The 16230-nt window shown below is 59.2% G+C and carries 13 protein-coding genes; 8 read left to right on the top strand and 5 right to left on the bottom strand.

Translation table 11 applies throughout. From position 1 onward, the window contains the following. The first annotated feature begins 538 nt into the window (after positions 1–538). Positions 539–2122: a TerC family protein gene (locus tag ACJ8QF_RS03270; protein WP_442537256.1), complete on the top strand. Its 1584-nt coding sequence runs from the start codon at positions 539–541 to the stop codon at positions 2120–2122. A gap of 31 nt (positions 2123–2153) precedes the next feature. Here ACJ8QF_RS03270 and dcuC read toward each other — a convergent pair whose 3' ends face one another. The 4 genes from dcuC to udk all read right to left on the bottom strand — a co-directional run bounded on the left by dcuC (position 2154) and on the right by udk (position 6908). Continuing rightward, positions 2154–3506, bottom strand: a complete 1353-nt coding sequence (dcuC, locus tag ACJ8QF_RS03265) for an anaerobic C4-dicarboxylate transporter DcuC (RefSeq protein ID WP_015377222.1) — start codon at positions 3504–3506, stop codon at positions 2154–2156. A 176-nt stretch (positions 3507–3682) separates the two neighbouring features. Next, positions 3683–5515: an outer membrane assembly protein AsmA gene (gene asmA / locus ACJ8QF_RS03260; protein ID WP_033633707.1), complete on the bottom strand. Its 1833-nt coding sequence runs from the start codon at positions 5513–5515 to the stop codon at positions 3683–3685. Between the two features lie 44 nt (positions 5516–5559). After that, positions 5560–6141 carry a dCTP deaminase gene (gene dcd / locus ACJ8QF_RS03255; protein ID WP_004938917.1) on the bottom strand — a complete coding sequence of 194 codons (582 nt, stop codon included), beginning with the start codon at positions 6139–6141 and terminating at the stop codon, positions 5560–5562. A gap of 125 nt (positions 6142–6266) precedes the next feature. Next, the gene (gene udk / locus ACJ8QF_RS03250; protein ID WP_004938922.1) at positions 6267–6908 is read right to left on the bottom strand and encodes a uridine kinase; all 642 of its coding nucleotides are present in this window, start codon (positions 6906–6908) and stop codon (positions 6267–6269) included. A gap of 231 nt (positions 6909–7139) precedes the next feature. On the opposite strand from udk, the gene ACJ8QF_RS03245 reads away from it, so the two are divergent. Then, complete coding sequence (locus ACJ8QF_RS03245; protein ID WP_049187364.1) at positions 7140–7769, top strand: phosphatase PAP2 family protein; 630 nt, start codon at positions 7140–7142, stop codon at positions 7767–7769. Between the two features lie 45 nt (positions 7770–7814). Here the strand turns inward: ACJ8QF_RS03245 and apbC are convergent, their stop codons facing one another. After that, on the bottom strand, positions 7815–8927 hold the full coding sequence (gene apbC / locus ACJ8QF_RS03240) for an iron-sulfur cluster carrier protein ApbC (protein WP_442537255.1): 1113 nt from the start codon (positions 8925–8927) through the stop codon (positions 7815–7817). 159 nt (positions 8928–9086) lie between these two features. Here apbC and metG point away from each other — a divergent pair, with 159 nt between their 5' ends. From metG to cdd, 6 genes are all read left to right on the top strand, one after another. After that, entirely contained in the window at positions 9087–11114 is a 2028-nt protein-coding gene (gene metG / locus ACJ8QF_RS03235; protein WP_442537254.1) for a methionine--tRNA ligase, read from the top strand. A 222-nt stretch (positions 11115–11336) separates the two neighbouring features. After that, positions 11337–12404, top strand: coding sequence for a sugar ABC transporter substrate-binding protein (locus ACJ8QF_RS03230; RefSeq protein WP_442537253.1), 1068 nt, complete (start codon positions 11337–11339; stop codon positions 12402–12404). A gap of 131 nt (positions 12405–12535) precedes the next feature. Then, on the top strand, positions 12536–13750 hold the full coding sequence (locus tag ACJ8QF_RS03225) for an MFS transporter (protein WP_442537252.1): 1215 nt from the start codon (positions 12536–12538) through the stop codon (positions 13748–13750). A 138-nt stretch (positions 13751–13888) separates the two neighbouring features. Beyond that, positions 13889–14296 carry a CidA/LrgA family protein gene (locus ACJ8QF_RS03220; RefSeq protein WP_004938939.1) on the top strand — a complete coding sequence of 136 codons (408 nt, stop codon included), beginning with the start codon at positions 13889–13891 and terminating at the stop codon, positions 14294–14296. Beyond that, the gene (locus tag ACJ8QF_RS03215) at positions 14293–14988 is read left to right on the top strand and encodes a CidB/LrgB family autolysis modulator (RefSeq protein WP_004938941.1); all 696 of its coding nucleotides are present in this window, start codon (positions 14293–14295) and stop codon (positions 14986–14988) included. Before ACJ8QF_RS03220 ends, ACJ8QF_RS03215 begins: the two co-directional genes overlap by 4 nt. A 137-nt stretch (positions 14989–15125) precedes the next feature. Beyond that, positions 15126–16010, top strand: coding sequence for a cytidine deaminase (gene cdd, locus ACJ8QF_RS03210; protein ID WP_442537251.1), 885 nt, complete (start codon positions 15126–15128; stop codon positions 16008–16010). Positions 16011–16230: the final 220 nt, after the last annotated feature.

The raw sequence follows: 16230 nt of genomic DNA, 5'->3' as shown, positions 1-16230 counted from the left end.
CGCCCTTGGCTTGCAGCTACCAACGTACTGTTAATGACGCATCCCCCCACGTCATTGCATGAGCCAGGCAATTTTTATGCAAAGCGGCACTCATTCTTCGTTTGAACTGTCATGCTGTTCACAAAAAAATAAAAAAACCGGTGCCTTTATAACCAAACAATGTTAGTTACTGCCGTTATATGACTAAGATTCTTATACTAATGTCTAAGTGATACAAGCCTTAGATCCCCCCAGTCAGCCGTTTTCAGAATAAGACTACTCGTGCCACATACCGATAAGAATCATAGCCAAAGAAAATTGTTTTAATGTTTTGATTTAAATAAATTTAATAAGGCGTTTCTTTTCTGAGCGTATGGCATCCCGGTAGATATTTGCTCCCCAGGCCCTTGATTCCTTTGGCCGCTCGGCGCCGATCGATGTTTACGGCAATCCTCCTGTTCTGAACCACATCCTCCCGATTAAAGTTGAATTTTGCCGCCTCAACGCCCATCATTCCCGTGCGGCATAAGCCGTAGAACTTACAGGTGAAATTGGGCGTATGGAATGGATCGCTGATCCAACAATTTGGGCCGGCCTGGCCACTTTGGTCGTGCTGGAAATCGTGCTGGGTATAGACAACCTTGTCTTCATCGCCATTCTGGCGGACAAATTACCAAAACAACAAAGAGATAAGGCCCGTGTCGTCGGTTTGTTGCTGGCGCTGGTCATGCGTCTGGCGCTGCTCGCCTCCATCTCGTGGCTGGCGACGCTGACCAAACCGATGTTCATCGTCGCGGAGCACCCCTTCAGCGGCCGCGATCTGATCATGCTGGTCGGCGGGATATTCCTGCTGTTCAAAGCCACCATGGAGCTCAATGAGCGGCTGGAAGGCAAGGACGAAGAGCAGCACGGCGCGCGCAAAGGCGCACGTTTCTGGCCGGTCGTGGCGCAGATCGTGGTGCTGGACGCCGTTTTCTCGCTCGACTCGGTGATCACCGCGGTGGGGATGGTCGATCACCTGGCGGTGATGATGATCGCGGTCTGTATCGCCATCGGTCTGATGCTGCTGGCCAGCAAACCGCTGACGCGCTTCGTCAACGCGCACCCGACTATCGTTATCCTGTGCCTGAGCTTCTTGCTGATGATTGGCTTTAGCCTGGTGGCGGAGGGCTTCGGCTATCACATTCCTAAAGGCTACCTCTACGCGGCGATCGGCTTCTCGGTCATGATCGAGGCGCTGAACCAGCTGGCGCAGTTCAACCGCCGTCGCTTCCTGTCGAAGGTGCGGCCACTACGTGAACGCACCGCCGAAGCGGTGCTGCGCATGCTGAGCGGCAAACATGAAGAAGCGGAGGTCGACAGCCATTCCGCCAACCTGCTGGCGGACAGCGACAGCGAAAACGGCGAGATCTTCAATCAGCAAGAGCGGCACATGATCGAACGCGTACTCGGCATGGCGCAGCGCACGGTCAGTAGCATCATGACCTCGCGTCACGACGTCGAATACCTTGAGCTGAACGATCCGCAGGAAAAGCTGACGCAGTTGCTGGAACGTAATCAGCACACGCGCATCGTGGTGGTGGAAAGCAGCGCCAGCGACGAACCGCTGGGCGTGATCCACACCATCGACGTCCTCAAACAGCAACTGGCGCAGGCGCCGCTGGATCTGCGTGCGCTGATACGCCAACCGTTGATCTTCCCGGAGCAGCTCACGCTGTTAAGCGCCCTGGAGCAATTCCGCCAGGCGCAGACGCACTTCGCCTTTGTGGTCGATGAGTTCGGCTCGGTCGAAGGCGTCGTCACCCTGACGGACGTGATGGAAACCATCGCCGGCAACCTGCCGGAGGCCGGCGAAGAGGTGGACGCACGCCACGACATTCAGCAAAACGAAGACGGCAGCTGGATCGCCAACGGCTATATGCCGCTGGAAGATCTGGTGTTGTACCTGCCGATGCCGCTGGAAGACAAGCGCGAATACCACACGCTGGCGGGGCTGTTGATGGAACACAGTCAGCGTGTGCCGCAAGAAGGCGAACAGATCAAGATCGGTGACTACCTGTTCGAACCATTGGAGGTCAACAGCCACCGCATCCTGAAAGTGAAGATCACCCCGCCTCCTCCACCGGAGGAGTACGAGGTTTAACATCGAGGCCGGGCATCGCCCGGCCTTCCTTTTACTGGGGAACCAGCAGCTCCGTCGCCACGATCACCACCACCAACCCGACAATTACCGGCACTGAAGTACGTTTCACCACATCAAACGGCGAGATTTTCGCCATGCCGGAAACCGCCACCACCACGCCGGAGACCGGCGACAGTGTGCGGCCGAGATTCGAGGCCTGCAGCATCGGGATCACCAGATAGGCAGGATTCACGCCCATCTGTGCCGCCAGTTTCGGGATCAGTTCGACAAACGCATAGAACGGCGCATTGCCGGAGCCGGTGGTCATGGCCGCCAGCATGGTGATCACCACCAACACCAGCATCATGATCAAACCGCCGGTACCGAACGACTGCGCCAACCCGATCAAGCCGCTGATAAAGCCGACGGTGCTCAACCCTTGCGCGAAGACACCCGCGGCCACCAACAGCATCACCACGCTGGCGAAAGCGTCCGCCATACCGCGATACGCCACTTCCAGACCGCTGAATACCTGTTTGGCGCTGAAGCTGCGCACAAACTCGATCGCTGCCGCCAACAGTATGCACCCTACCAGCACGGTAATAATGTGCAGCTCCGGCCCCCATTTGCCGTCGAAGATCAGCACGCCGAGGATCGGCGTAAACGGCAAAATCGCGTAGAACCCCGGCGCATGCGTTTTTATTTCACTGACGTCCATGATGTGGTGCTGTTCATCACTCTTCTTATCGAGATAACGCTGCCAGAAAAAGTGCGCCACGGCCATGCAGACGATGGCGGCAATCGAGATAGGCAGCGTGGTTTTGAACGCGAAGTCCACCAGCGGCATTTCCGCCGCCTTGGCTGCCAGTACCACGTCGCCGGAAGTCGGCGCCAGGATAATCGCCGCCGGCGAAGCGCAAATGGCCGCCGCGGCGCCGCGGCTAATGCCAACGTTCACCATCAATGGGAACAGCGTCGCCATCAGCAATACGCCGAGCCCGGTAGCGGAAGAGACCGCCAATGACATCAGGCAAGCGACAAAATAGGCCGCCACCATCAGCAGATAAGGCGAATTGATCATCTGCAATGGGCGCGAGGCCAGCTTGACTACCACGTCGTTGGCGCCGATATGCGTCATATAGGCGGCGAAACCGCACAGCATCATGATCATCATGCCCAGATCGCCGCCGCGGCTCATCAGCAAAATCTTGACGTACTCGATCATATCGGTCGCGCGCCAGCCGGTAGATGCGGCGCCGGACGGCAGCAGCGTTTTCCCCATCAGGGCGCTGATGCCAAGCAACAGCAGCCCTCCCACCATCAAGACGCCCGTGGCGGAATACCCTTTGATGATATAACGGCCCACACCCGCCGCCACCGCCGCGCCAATAAGAAGCTCTATCATGTTTCCTCAACTCGTCATTTTTTTCGCGCTCAGGCGCATAGTCATAGCAGAATGCGCCCTTACTCTGCACAAATTGAGCGCGAGTCTTCATGACCTTCATCAAGGTAACGGAGGGAAATTATCGCGGGAAACGTCGATACTGACGCGGGCCGCAAGACGGCCCGCGTCAGGAGGGATTACAGCTTGTCGAGCAGCTTTTTCAGATCCTGACCCTCGCGTGAATCCTTGTTCTTTTCAGCCCATTTGTTCAGCGCATCTTTGGCCCGATCGTGCAGCGTTTTACGCAGCACCTGATCGACCTGCAGTTGGTAATTCAGCTGTTGCCAGGGCCCATAGACCCGCAGCGGGATCGGCGTTTTTTGCAGTTGCTCGATCAGTTCGCCGCGCCCTTGCCAACCGCCAGTGACGCGCACATTAAGCGCCATATCGCACTGTTTTCCCGGCATATCGATACTGCCGGCGCCGGTCAGCGCCAGCAACGGCGAATCCGCCGTCAGGCTGCTGAGCTTGACAGTGCCTTGGCTCAGGCTGGCCCGCGCCGAGACGCTTTTGACTTCGGTATAGCGCTGATAGCTGTCTTGCCCGCGCACGCTGTTATCGTTGCGCGCCACCGCCTGTTGGATCAATTGCTGAATGTTCAGGCCGTGCAGCTGCGCATCCTGCATCGCCAGCTGCGCCGTACCGCTCCAACGGTGCTCAAATGACTCTGAAGAAAGACGATCGCCGGTCAAATCCCCTTTCATGCTGAATTTTCCGGTCAGCATCTGCGGCATCTCGAAGGCTTTGAGCACCGCGCCGAGCTCAACCTGGTTCAGGGTCGGCTGCACGTTTATCACCGGTTTATTGCCGCGTGCGTCGAGCGATCCCGGCAAGGAGAAATCACCGCCGGCCAATTGCCCGGCAAGTTTATGCAGCGTCAGCAGGCCGCGTTGATTATCTGCCGCGACGGCTAATTGGGTAACGTTCATACCGCGGTAGGTCAACTGCGCCGCCTGCAGATTCAACTGTGCATTGAAATCGCGCAGCGCTTCCAGGTTCTGCTGCCGATCGTCGACCTGGCTGGCGATCACCGGCGCGGCGGTCACGGCGGGCTGTTCGGCGGTATTGGTGCTGGATTGCCAACCGGAAAGCGCGTCGAGATCGAGATTAGCCGAATTCAGGTTCACCACATAGCCGGGCACCGCTCCCAGGCTGGCGCTGATATCGCCAGTCAACTGGCTGTTGTTGGCGCTGACGTTCAGCTGGGTGACGGCAATGTGCGCCGGCGTCTGTTGATAGACCACCTGAGCATTCCCCTCGCCTTGAATACCGCCGTTCGGAATATCTGCTCCCACCAATTGGTAATTGAACTGGGTCACCTTGGCGCCGATCTGGTGCGGGAACTGCTGCAGATCGATATCGGCCGCCATGCTGAAGGCCAGGTCGCGCTGATCGCGGTTGACCCGGCTGGAAATGTCCAGCTGAGCCTGCCGTTTCTCCGTTTGCTGCAGGGTAAGATTGATGTCCCGGACATTGATTTGCGCGTTGTCGGCGCGCTGCCAAATCAGCAGGCTGTCCACGACGCGCAAGTTATCGATGTCGAACTTCCAGGCCGTGTCTGCCGCATCAGCGCCGCTGCCGGCCGGCGCAATCGGGGCGTCCACTTGCGAGTGCTCTTCACTGTCGGGCGTGAGGCGAATGACGGCATTTTTCAACATCACCTGTTTCACAAACAGCTGATGCGACAGCAGCGGCAACAGTTTGACGTCAAGGCGCATGTTTTCCGCGCTCACCACCGGCGCCTTGGCGCCCGGCGCGGTCAGCGTCATGCGCCCGGCCAAAATACTGAGCTGTGGCCAGATATGCCAACGCAGGTCGCCTTCAAGCGTTAGCTGGTAGCCGCTCTTCTGCTCGACCTTTTTGACCATGTAACCGCGAAAATCATTCGGATTGACCAGCAGTACCAGCGCGGACATTCCCGCCACCACGACCACCAGTAAAATCGCCAATGTCGTCAGTAATCTTCTCATGCCACCCTCTTGTCAGCGCCACACCGACGGTGCATCTCGCGCCGTTAGTCCTTGTCGATTCGACTGGCTACTGCGCCCTGCTGATCGCGATATTTTGCGTCCTGCCGGCTGTTATATGGCCGGGCCGCCGGGCCGGACAACGGCTCAAAGCTCAAGGCGCCAATCAGCATCCCCGGCCGCAACGCCAGCGGCAGCTTGCCGGAGTTGTAAAACTCCAGCACGATGCGCCCGTGCCAGCCCGGATCGATCCGGTGCGCGGTCACGTGCACCATCAGCCCCAGACGCGCCAGAGAAGAACGGCCGTCGAGCCAACCCACGAGATCGTTCGGCAGCGTCACGGATTCGAACGTCACCGCCAGGGCCAGTTCGCCGGGATGAAGGAAGAACGCCTCGCCTTCCGGCAGGACAATCTCGTCGCTCATCACGCGATCCAGCGCGGCGCTGACTTCATCTTTCGGCCCGCTGAGATCGATAAACGGCGCGGTATGGCCGCGGAACACGCGGAACTGATTGCCCAAACGGACATCTACTGTGGCCCCGTTGATGCGTTCGAGCGGCGGGCGCGGCGAAATCACCAGTTTCTCGCTATCCAGCCAGGCTTCTATATCGCGGTCGCACAGTCTCATGTGTTTCTTCTCCATCAAAACGCGTAACTAAACAAAAATTGCCACACAACGGGCGAAAGGTCTACGCCGGGGTGCAAATAGTTGGCCGTCGGCCGGAAATGCGCATTTCCGGCCATTAAGCGGCATTATTCAAAGAATTGGCTGATTTTGGCTTTCAGAATATCGATCGCGATGCGGTTTTTGCCGCCGCGCGGAACGATGATATCGGCGTATTGTTTGGAAGGTTCGATAAACTGCAGGAACATCGGGCGCACGGTCTTCTGGTATTGCGCCATCACCGAATCCATCGAGCGGCCGCGCTCGTTGACGTCGCGCTTCATGCGGCGCATCAGGCAGATATCCAGCGGCGTGTCGACGAAGATCGAGAAGTTCATCTCCTGGCGCAAACGGATATCCGTCAGCAGCAAGATCCCTTCCAGAATGATCACTTTTTTAGGTTCCAGGTGGACGGTTTCTTTCTTGCGCGTATGTTCGGTGTAACTGTACAGCGGCAGCTCGATCGCCTTACCGGCCTTCAGCATCTGCAGATGCTGGAACAGCAGGTTGTGATCCATGGCGCTCGGGTGGTCATAGTTGGTTTTGACCCGTTCTTCCATGGTCAGGTGAGTCTGGTCTTTATAGTAACTGTCTTCTGGAATAACGCCGATGTGCTCATCGCCGACTTGCTCGCGGAGTTCGCGGTACAACGTGCTGGCGATAAGGCTTTTTCCGGAGGCAGATGCGCCAGCTATACCAATAATGACGCACTGATGCGGATTGTCAGTCATAAAATTAAAGACCTGATTTCATAGTGTGAAGGGGGGAACTAAAACGCGACAATTATAGGGAGTCGCCGGGGATTGCGCCACTGTATATTGCGCGGCGGCGGGCGAATTCGGGCTGCCACGCCACGGGCACGCGGCATTTTAAGAATCTCGCGGCTAGGGCAACGCACCGTAACGGGTTACACTCCCCGGCGCTGACTTTTGCTCCCCGCCCCCCTTTCATCGGAGATTGATGTGCTGGATTGGTATTTTCTGACTTTTTTCGGCGACAGCATGTTGCTGCTGCCCTGCGCGCTAATTCTGTTTTTATTGCTGCTCATGTCTCCCGCCACCCGCGCGGCGGGTTGGCAGTGGGCGCTGATCTTCGGGTTCACCGGCGGGGTGGTCTGCCTGTCCAAACTGGCCTTTATGGGCTGGGGCATCGGCAGCGAGCGCTATGATTTCACCGGATTCAGCGGTCATTCCGCCCTCGCGGCCAGCATCTGGCCGCCACTGCTCTGGACGTTGACCGGCCGATTTTCCCACCCGGTACGTAGCATCGCTTTGCTGACCGGGTGGATATTGCCTTTCGCCATCGGCGTTTCGCGGCTGGAAATTCGCGTGCACTCGGTATCCGAGGTGATCAGCGGGCTGATTCTAGGCTACCTGGCCAGCGCCCTGTTCCTGCGGTTGCAGCGGAGCAAAACGCGCCCGCATCTCTCCTGGCCACACTTCGCCATCGCGCTGGCCTTGCCGTTGGCGCTGATGGGGCAGCGGCAGCCGGCCCCCACTCAGGGATTGCTGGAGCATATCGCCAAAACGCTGGCGCAGATCGAACGCCCTTATACCCGTGCCGACCTGCACAAGCCTACCCCTATCCGATAAAAAAACCCGGCGCTTAAGCCGGGTTCTTTCACTGCCGCAGGCTGATTACAGCGCGCGGAAGGCAATCTCCGTCGGGATCGCCTCGCCCTGCCAATACATCTGCGCCGCCACACGGCCGGCCAGTTGACGATACATGTCGGCGAATTCGCTCTCCGGACGGCTGATCACCGTCGGCGTACCGCGATCCAGATCTTCGCGCAGCGAGATATGCAGCGGCATCTGCCCCAGCAGACGGCTGTTATATTTCTGCACCAGCTTCTCGGCGCCGCCGGTGCCAAAGATCGGCTCATGGTGGCCGCAGTTACTGCAGATGTGCACGCTCATGTTTTCCACGATGCCCAGCACCGGCACATGCACTTTCTCGAACATCACGATGCCCTTGGCGGCATCCAGCAGGGCGATATCCTGCGGCGTGGTGACCACCAGCGCGCCGGTCACCGGAATGTTCTGCGACAGCGTCAGCTGGATGTCGCCGGTGCCCGGCGGCATGTCCAGCACCAGGTAATCCAGATCCGGCCACAGCGTATCCTGCAGCAGCTGCATCAGCGCCTTGCTGGCCATCGGGCCGCGCCACACCATGGCGTTGTCGTCGGTCACCAGATAACCGATGGAGTTGGTCGCCAGGTCGTGCGCCATAATCGGCGCCATGTGCTGCCCGTCCGGCGAAGTCGGCCGCTCATGTTCGGTGCCCAGCATATTGGGGATCGACGGTCCGTAAATGTCGGCGTCCAGAATGCCGACCTTGGCGCCTTCGGCGGCCAGCGCCAGCGCCAGATTGACGGCGGTGCTGGATTTCCCCACCCCGCCTTTGCCGGAGCTGACGGCGATGATGTTGCGCACGCCTTTGATCCCGGCTTGACCGTTGGCGCGTTTCAGCGTCGTGATATCGTGTTTCAGCTTCCAGTCGATGGCGGCGGCGCCGGTCACGCGCAACAGCTCAGGGCCGACGCTCGCCTGCAGCGCTTCAAAACCGCTCTGCCAGGCAAACGGCATCGTCAGTTCGATATGCAGTACGTCGTCCAATAATGCGCAGTGATGAATAGCCTTCAGCGCAGTCAGGTTGTTTTTCAACGTCGGGTGTTCAAAGGCGGCCAGTACACCGGTCACCAGGGCGCGCAGAACTTCGGGGTTGGTCTGCTCAGGGGATTTTGCGTTCATCCCGGCTCCTTGATTTTGAATGAGTCGCTTCCGGCTAAGCATATCAGAACTGCCCGGTAGCTGGCGCGTATAACCTGTAAGAAACCGCCCTAGCAGCGAAGGGCGCGATCGGTTAACATCGAAGGCCCTTTTATTCATTACAGAAAGCAAGTTCTCACTATGGCTCAAGTCGCGAAAAAATTATTGGTGACGTGCGCGCTACCGTACGCAAATGGTTCCATCCATCTCGGCCACATGCTCGAGCACATCCAGGCGGATATCTGGGTGCGTTACCAACGAATGCGCGGCCACGAAGTGCATTTCATCTGCGCGGACGACGCGCACGGCACGCCGATCATGCTGAAAGCGCAGCAACTGGGCGTCAAACCGGAAGAAATGATCGCGGAGATGAGCCAGGAGCACCAACAGGATTTCGCCGGCTTTGGCATCAGCTATGACAACTACCATTCGACCCATAGCGATGAAAACCGTGAGCTGTCCACCCTGATTTACAGCCGCCTGCAAGAAAACGGTTTTATCAAGAACCGCACCATTTCTCAGCTGTACGATCCGGAGAAAGGCATGTTCCTGCCGGACCGTTTCGTGAAAGGCACCTGCCCGAAATGCAAATCACCGGATCAGTACGGCGACAACTGCGAAGTGTGCGGCGCCACCTACAGCCCGACGGAACTGATCGATCCGAAGTCCGTGGTTTCCGGCGCGACGCCGGTGATGCGCGACTCCGAACACTTCTTCTTCGATCTGCCGGCCTTCAGCGAAATGCTGCAGGCGTGGACGCGCTCCGGCGCGCTGCAAGAGCAGGTGGCAAACAAGATGCAGGAGTGGTTCGAATCCGGTCTGCAGCAGTGGGACATCTCCCGCGATGCGCCTTACTTCGGCTTCGAAATCCCGGATGCGCCGGGCAAATACTTCTACGTCTGGCTGGACGCGCCGATCGGCTACATGGGTTCCTTCAAGAACCTGTGCGACAAGCGCGGCGATCTGGACTTCGACGAGTTCTGGCGCAAAGACTCCACCACCGAGCTGTATCACTTTATCGGCAAGGACATCGTCTACTTCCACAGCCTGTTCTGGCCGGCGATGCTGGAAGGCAGCAACTTCCGCAAACCGACCAACCTGTTCGTGCACGGCTACGTGACGGTGAACGGCGCCAAGATGTCAAAATCGCGCGGCACCTTCATCAAGGCCGGCACCTACCTGCAGCATCTGGACGCCGACTGCCTGCGTTATTACTACGCCGCCAAGCTCTCTTCACGCATTGATGACATCGATCTCAATCTGGAAGACTTCGTGCAGCGCGTGAACGCCGACATCGTCAACAAGGTGGTGAACCTGGCGTCACGCAACGCCGGCTTTATCAACAAGCGCTTCGGCGGCAAGCTGGCCGACAGCCTGGCCGATCCGGCGCTGTACCAGACCTTCGTCGACGCGGCGCAGAGCATCGCCGAAGCCTACGCCGGCCGCGAGTTCAGCCGCGCGATCCGCGAGATCATGGCGCTGGCCGATCTGGCCAACCGTTATGTGGATGAGCAGGCACCGTGGGTAGTGGCGAAGGAAGAAGGCCGCGACGCCGATCTGCAGGCCATCTGCTCGATGGGCATCAACCTGTTCCGCGTGCTGATGACTTACCTGAAGCCGGTGCTGCCTTCGCTGACCGAGCGCGCCGAAGCGTTCCTCAACGCCGAGCTTAGCTGGGACGCGATCCCGCAGCCGCTGCTGGGCCATCAGGTGAACGCGTTCAAAGCGCTGTTCAACCGCATCGATCTGGACAAGGTCAACGAGATGGTCAACGCCTCGAAGGAAGACATGGCCGCCGCCAAGCCGGTGACCGGCCCGCTGGCTGACGATCCGATCCAGGAAACCATCACCTTCGACGACTTCGCCAAGGTCGACATGCGTATCGCCCTGATCAAGAGCGCCGACTTTGTCGAGGGCTCCGACAAGCTGCTGAAGCTGCAGCTGGATCTGGGCGGCGAATCGCGCCAAATCTTCTCCGGCATTCGCTCCGCTTACCCGGACCCGAAAGCGCTGGAAGGCCGTCTGACCATCATGGTCGCCAACCTGGCGCCGCGTAAAATGCGCTTCGGCGTGTCAGAAGGCATGGTGATGGCGGCGGGCCCAGGCGGGAAAGAGATCTTCCTGCTGAGCCCGGACAGCGGCGCGCAGCCTGGCATGCAGGTCAAGTAACCGCGCCAGCGCGTAACATCGAGGGTCGAGCTTGCTCGGCCCTTTTTTTATGCCCCAATCCCCACGTTATAAGCATGAAGAAAAAGTCATAACCGCCCTGATTCCCCTGCCCGCCGCATCCGGCTATGATGCTCCGAAACCCAAAATAGACGTCCAGACAGAAAGACTGCTATAACAGACCTTCACCGGGATCGTTTCCCTGCTTTTTTGGAGCCTATAATAATGAAAAACCTCAAGACTTCGCTGCTCGCCCTCAGTCTGCTGGCTGCCCTGCCGCTGCAGGCGGCGGAAAACGCCGCCGTGCCGGCCGCCATCGCTCAACATCAGGGGCCGGTGCGCATCGCGGTGATCCGCAACCTCGGATCCGACGACAACACCACGCAATTTTTGGCGGGCGCCATTCAGGAAGGGCGCAAGCTGGGCTTCAAGGTGGACACCTTCCTCAGCAACGGCGACGACGCGCGTTTTCAGGACTTCGTCAACCAGGCTATCAGCCAGAAATATGACGGCATCATTCTCTCGCAGGGGCGGGCTCCCTATTTCACCGACCTGGTCAAGCGCATCGCGGCGGCCGGCATCGCCGTCGCGGCTTTCGATACCGACGTCAGCGGCCGCGTTCCCGGCGTCACCGTCTCGCAGCAGGACGACGCTTCGCTGGCTAACGCCTCGTTCGGCCAGTTGGTGAAGGATTTCAACGGCCAGGCCAACATCATCAAACTCTGGGTGGCAGGCTTCCCGCCGATGGAGCGCCGCCAGGCCGCTTACCAGCAGTTGCTGAAACAGCATCCGGGCATTCACGAGCTGGAATCGATTGGCGCGGTTTCATCCGACGTGCAGGGAGATACCGCTAATAAAGTGGGTGCGGTGCTGGCGAAATACCCGAAAGGCAAGATTGACGCCATCTGGGGCACCTGGGACGCTTTCACCCAGGGCGCTTACAAGGCGCTGAAAGAGAACGGACGCACCGAAATCAAACTGTACAGCATCGATATCTCCAACCAGGATCTGCAGCTGATGCGCGAGGCCGGCAGCCCATGGCAGGTCAGCGTGGCGGTGGATCCGAAGCTGATCGGCGCGGTCAACCTGCGCCTGGTGGCCAACAAGATCGCCGGGGAAAGCACGCCGGACAGCTATCAGTTCAAAGCGGCGGTCATTCCGCAGGCGCTGCTGCTGGCGCAGCCGGGGCCGGTTAACGTCGCCGGGCTGGCGAAGATCATCCCCGGCTGGGGCACCAGCAGCGATTTCGTTCAGCCGTGGTTCGCCACGCTGCAGGCCGAACACGGTAAATAATGCTGTTTTTGACGAGGCTGCCGACGCAGCCTCTGTTTTTAAACTAATTATCGGCTTTCCCCTTCCGTCCCCGCCAAAATGCGCTATGTTATCTGCATCGCCCAATAACTGTATGCATAAACAGGCCTCAAATGAAGGGATTCCCCTCGCTGATCAACGTACTGCTGGCCAGTTCGCTGGTGTTGACCATCGGCCGCGGCGTTACGCTGCCGTTCATCACCATCTACCTCACCGAACATTTCCATCTGCTGCCGAAGAGCGTGGGCGTGATCCTGGGCGTCAGCCTGACCCTCGGCATCCTTGCCAGCCTGTACGGCGGCTATCTGGTGGACAAATTCAGCAAAAACCGCCTGATCCTGCTGTCGATTTTATTGTTCGCGCTGAGTTTCTTCGCCATTCCCTGGATCCCGCGCCCCGGCGGTGTGATCATGGTGCTGGCGATCCTGCATACCTGTTATTCGGTGTTAAGCATCACCATAAAGGCCTGCTTCGCCGACTGGCTGCCGGTCGAGCAGCGCATCAAGGCTTTCTCAATCAACTACACGCTGGTCAACGTCGGCTGGGCGATCGGCTCTGCGCTCGGCGTTCTGGTGGCCGGGCTGAGTCCGCTGCTGCCGTTCTACCTGTCAGGCGGCCTGGCGCTGGCGACGGTGACGGCGCTAAGCCTGCGCTTGCGCGGCCGGGAACAGCGCCCGACAACAACCGCCGCCGCACCGGCGGCACTCCCCAACTTCCGTCAGACACTGACCATCTTGCGAAACGATCGGCGGCTTATCTACTTCACCCTCGGCAGCACCCTGGGCGCCGTGGTGTTCGGTCAGTTCACCGGCTATCTGTCGCAGTACCTGATCACCGTCTCCAGCGCCGAGTTCGCCTACAAAATCATTGGGTTGGTGATGATCGTCAACGCCGGCATCGTCATCGCCCTGCAATACCTGCTCAGCCGCGGCATGCGCCAGGAAAACATGCTGCGCTGGCTGGTGCTGGGCACGCTGTTTTTCATCGTCGGGCTGCTCGGTTTCATGGCGGCCGGCCAGGCGGTCTGGCTGTGGCTGGCGGCGATGGCGGTGTTTACCCTCGGTGAAATCATCGTTATCCCGGTGGAATACATGTTCATCGACTTTATTGCGCCGCCGCACCTGAAAGGCAGCTACTATGGAGTACAAAACCTCAGCGCGCTGGGCGGCGCCATCAACCCGGTGCTGTGCGGGGTGCTGCTCAGCTATGCCGCGCCGCCGTTGATGTTCGTGATGCTGATCGCCGCCGCCCTGCTCAGCCTGCTGTTTTTCTTCCTCGGCCACCGGCTGGCAGAACACACGGCGGCAGCCGCCGAAGACGTACGCTGATCCCGCAGGCAGCGGCCTATACGGGCTGTCAACCCGCCGCTCGGGCATAGCACCCATAGCGAGAATTCATGGTGCGATCTGTGGCATGGCTCACAGTTTAATTGTATGATGAATACATCAGTTAAACGGGAAAAGACAATGGCCAACGTGCTCACACTGTGCTGGAAATACCTGAGGGCCCTGCTCCTTATCTACCTGTGTCTGTTCGTCGGCAACGCGGTGGCGGCGCTGCTGCCGTTCGCCATTCCCGGCAGCATCATTGGCATGCTGCTGCTGTTCGCCCTGCTCTCTACCCAGATTATGCCGGCCAAATGGGTCAAACCCGGCTGCCATTTGCTGATCCGCTATATGGTGCTGCTGTTCGTGCCGATCGGCGTCGGGGTGATGAAATACTACGACCAGATCGTCGCGCATCTGGGCCCGCTGGTTATCTCTTGCCTCATCAGCACGCTGATGGTGTTGGTGGTGGTCGGCTATACCTCACACTATTTTCATCGCGAGCGCCGCATTGCCGGCAAGCCCGACGACACGGAGGGCAATTCATGATCCATGAAATCTGGTGGTCGTTGCCGCTGACGCTGGCGGTCTATTTCGCCGCGCGCTGGCTGGCGCGCAAACTGAATATGCCGCTGCTCAACCCGCTGCTGGTGTCCATGGCGGTGATCATCCCGCTGCTGCTGCTCACCGGTATTCCCTATGAACGCTACTTTCAGGGCAGCAAAATCCTCAACGATCTGCTGCAGCCGGCGGTCGTCGCGCTGGCTTTCCCGCTCTATGAGCAGCTGCACCAGATCCGCGCGCGCTGGAAGTCGATTATCGCGGTGTGCTTCATCGGCAGCCTGACCGCCATGATCAGCGGCGGCGCCATCGCCCTGTGGCTGGGCGCCACGCCGGAAATCGCCGCCTCTATCCTGCCGAAATCGGTCACTACGCCGATCGCCATGGCCGTCGCGGACTCGCTCGGCGGCATTCCGGCGATCAGCGCAGTCTGCGTCATTTTCGTCGGTATCCTCGGCGCCGTGTTCGGCCATACGCTGTTCAACCTGTTGAAAATCACCACCCACTCGGCGCGCGGCCTGGCGATGGGCACGGCATCCCACGCGTTGGGCACCGCACGCTGCGCCGAGATGGACTATCAGGAAGGCGCTTTCGGCTCGCTGGCGTTGGTGATCTGCGGCATCATCACCTCGCTGCTGGCACCGTTCCTGTTCCCGGTGCTGCTGCGCCTGTTCGGCTGAACAGGGTGAAACTTGCGATACATCTCGCATTTATGTATTTCATTGCATTAATTTCATCAATTAAGAGACATTAATCACACTTTAATGTCTCTGGCCTGCCTAGAATGTTATCCCGTTAACCCGTAGAGAGACTTTCTATGCATCCGCGTTTTCACACCGCTTTCAGCGCACTGCCCGCGACACTGCAATCCGCCCTGCGGCCCTATCTGGACGCGCCAGCCTTTCCGGCGATGTTCAAGGCCGAGCAAGCGGCGGCGATCCGCACAGGCTGCGGGCTGGACGATGATGCGCTGGCATTCGCGCTGCTGCCGCTGGCGGCGGCCTGCTCGTTAACCCCGATATCGCACTTTCACGTCGGCGCCATCGCGCGCGGGCAAAGCGGCAACCTCTATTTCGGCGCCAATATGGAGTTCAGCGGCACGCCGCTGCAGCAAACCGTGCATGCAGAGCAGTGCGCGGTTACCCATGCCTGGCTGCGCGGCGAGCCGGCGCTGGCCTCGGTCACCGTCAACTACACGCCGTGCGGCCATTGCCGCCAGTTTATGAATGAACTGAACAGCGGTGGCGAGCTGCAGATCCGTCTGCCGGGCCGCGCGCCGGCCACGCTGGCGGACTATCTGCCGGACGCCTTCGGCCCGAAAGATCTGGATATCGCTTCGCTGCTGATGGACAAGGTCGATCACGGCCACCGGTTGGCGCTGGACGATGCGCTGGCGCAGGCGGCGCTGGCGGCGGCCAATCAGAGCCATGCTCCGTACAGCAACGCCCACAGCGGCGTGGCGCTGGAAACGGCAGACGGCAACATCTACGCCGGCCGCTATGCGGAAAACGCCGCCTTCAATCCTAGCCTGCCGCCGCTGCAGGCCGCGCTGATCCTGCTGAACCTCTCCGGCGGCGACTGCCTGAACATCCGCCGCGCCGTGTTGGCCGAGCCGCAGAAGGCGATCCTCAGCCAGTGGGACGCCACCCGCGCCACGCTGGCGGCACTGGGCTGCCAGAACGTCAGCCGCACCGCGTTCTAAGCGCGCCACGGCGGAGCCATCCGGTTCCGCCGTTAACAGCCCCGCCCGCCAAATACAATGCCCCGACGCCGCCAGAGACACTTTCTTTAGTTAAAAAATCATTTGATTGTCGATAATTACGCCAACCTGGTTCATCATCTGGCAACAAATGCTGTACATCTTCTCTTTATCTCTTAGGATCGTCGGCAATAAAGTTATCTGATACGTGAAGAGTAAAACT

Source organism: Serratia sp. CY81684 (assembly GCF_052166595.1).
GTDB lineage: Bacteria > Pseudomonadota > Gammaproteobacteria > Enterobacterales > Enterobacteriaceae > Serratia > Serratia nematodiphila.
Note: the sequence above shows the minus strand (reverse complement) of the source record. Positions and strands in the feature narration are given on the sequence as shown.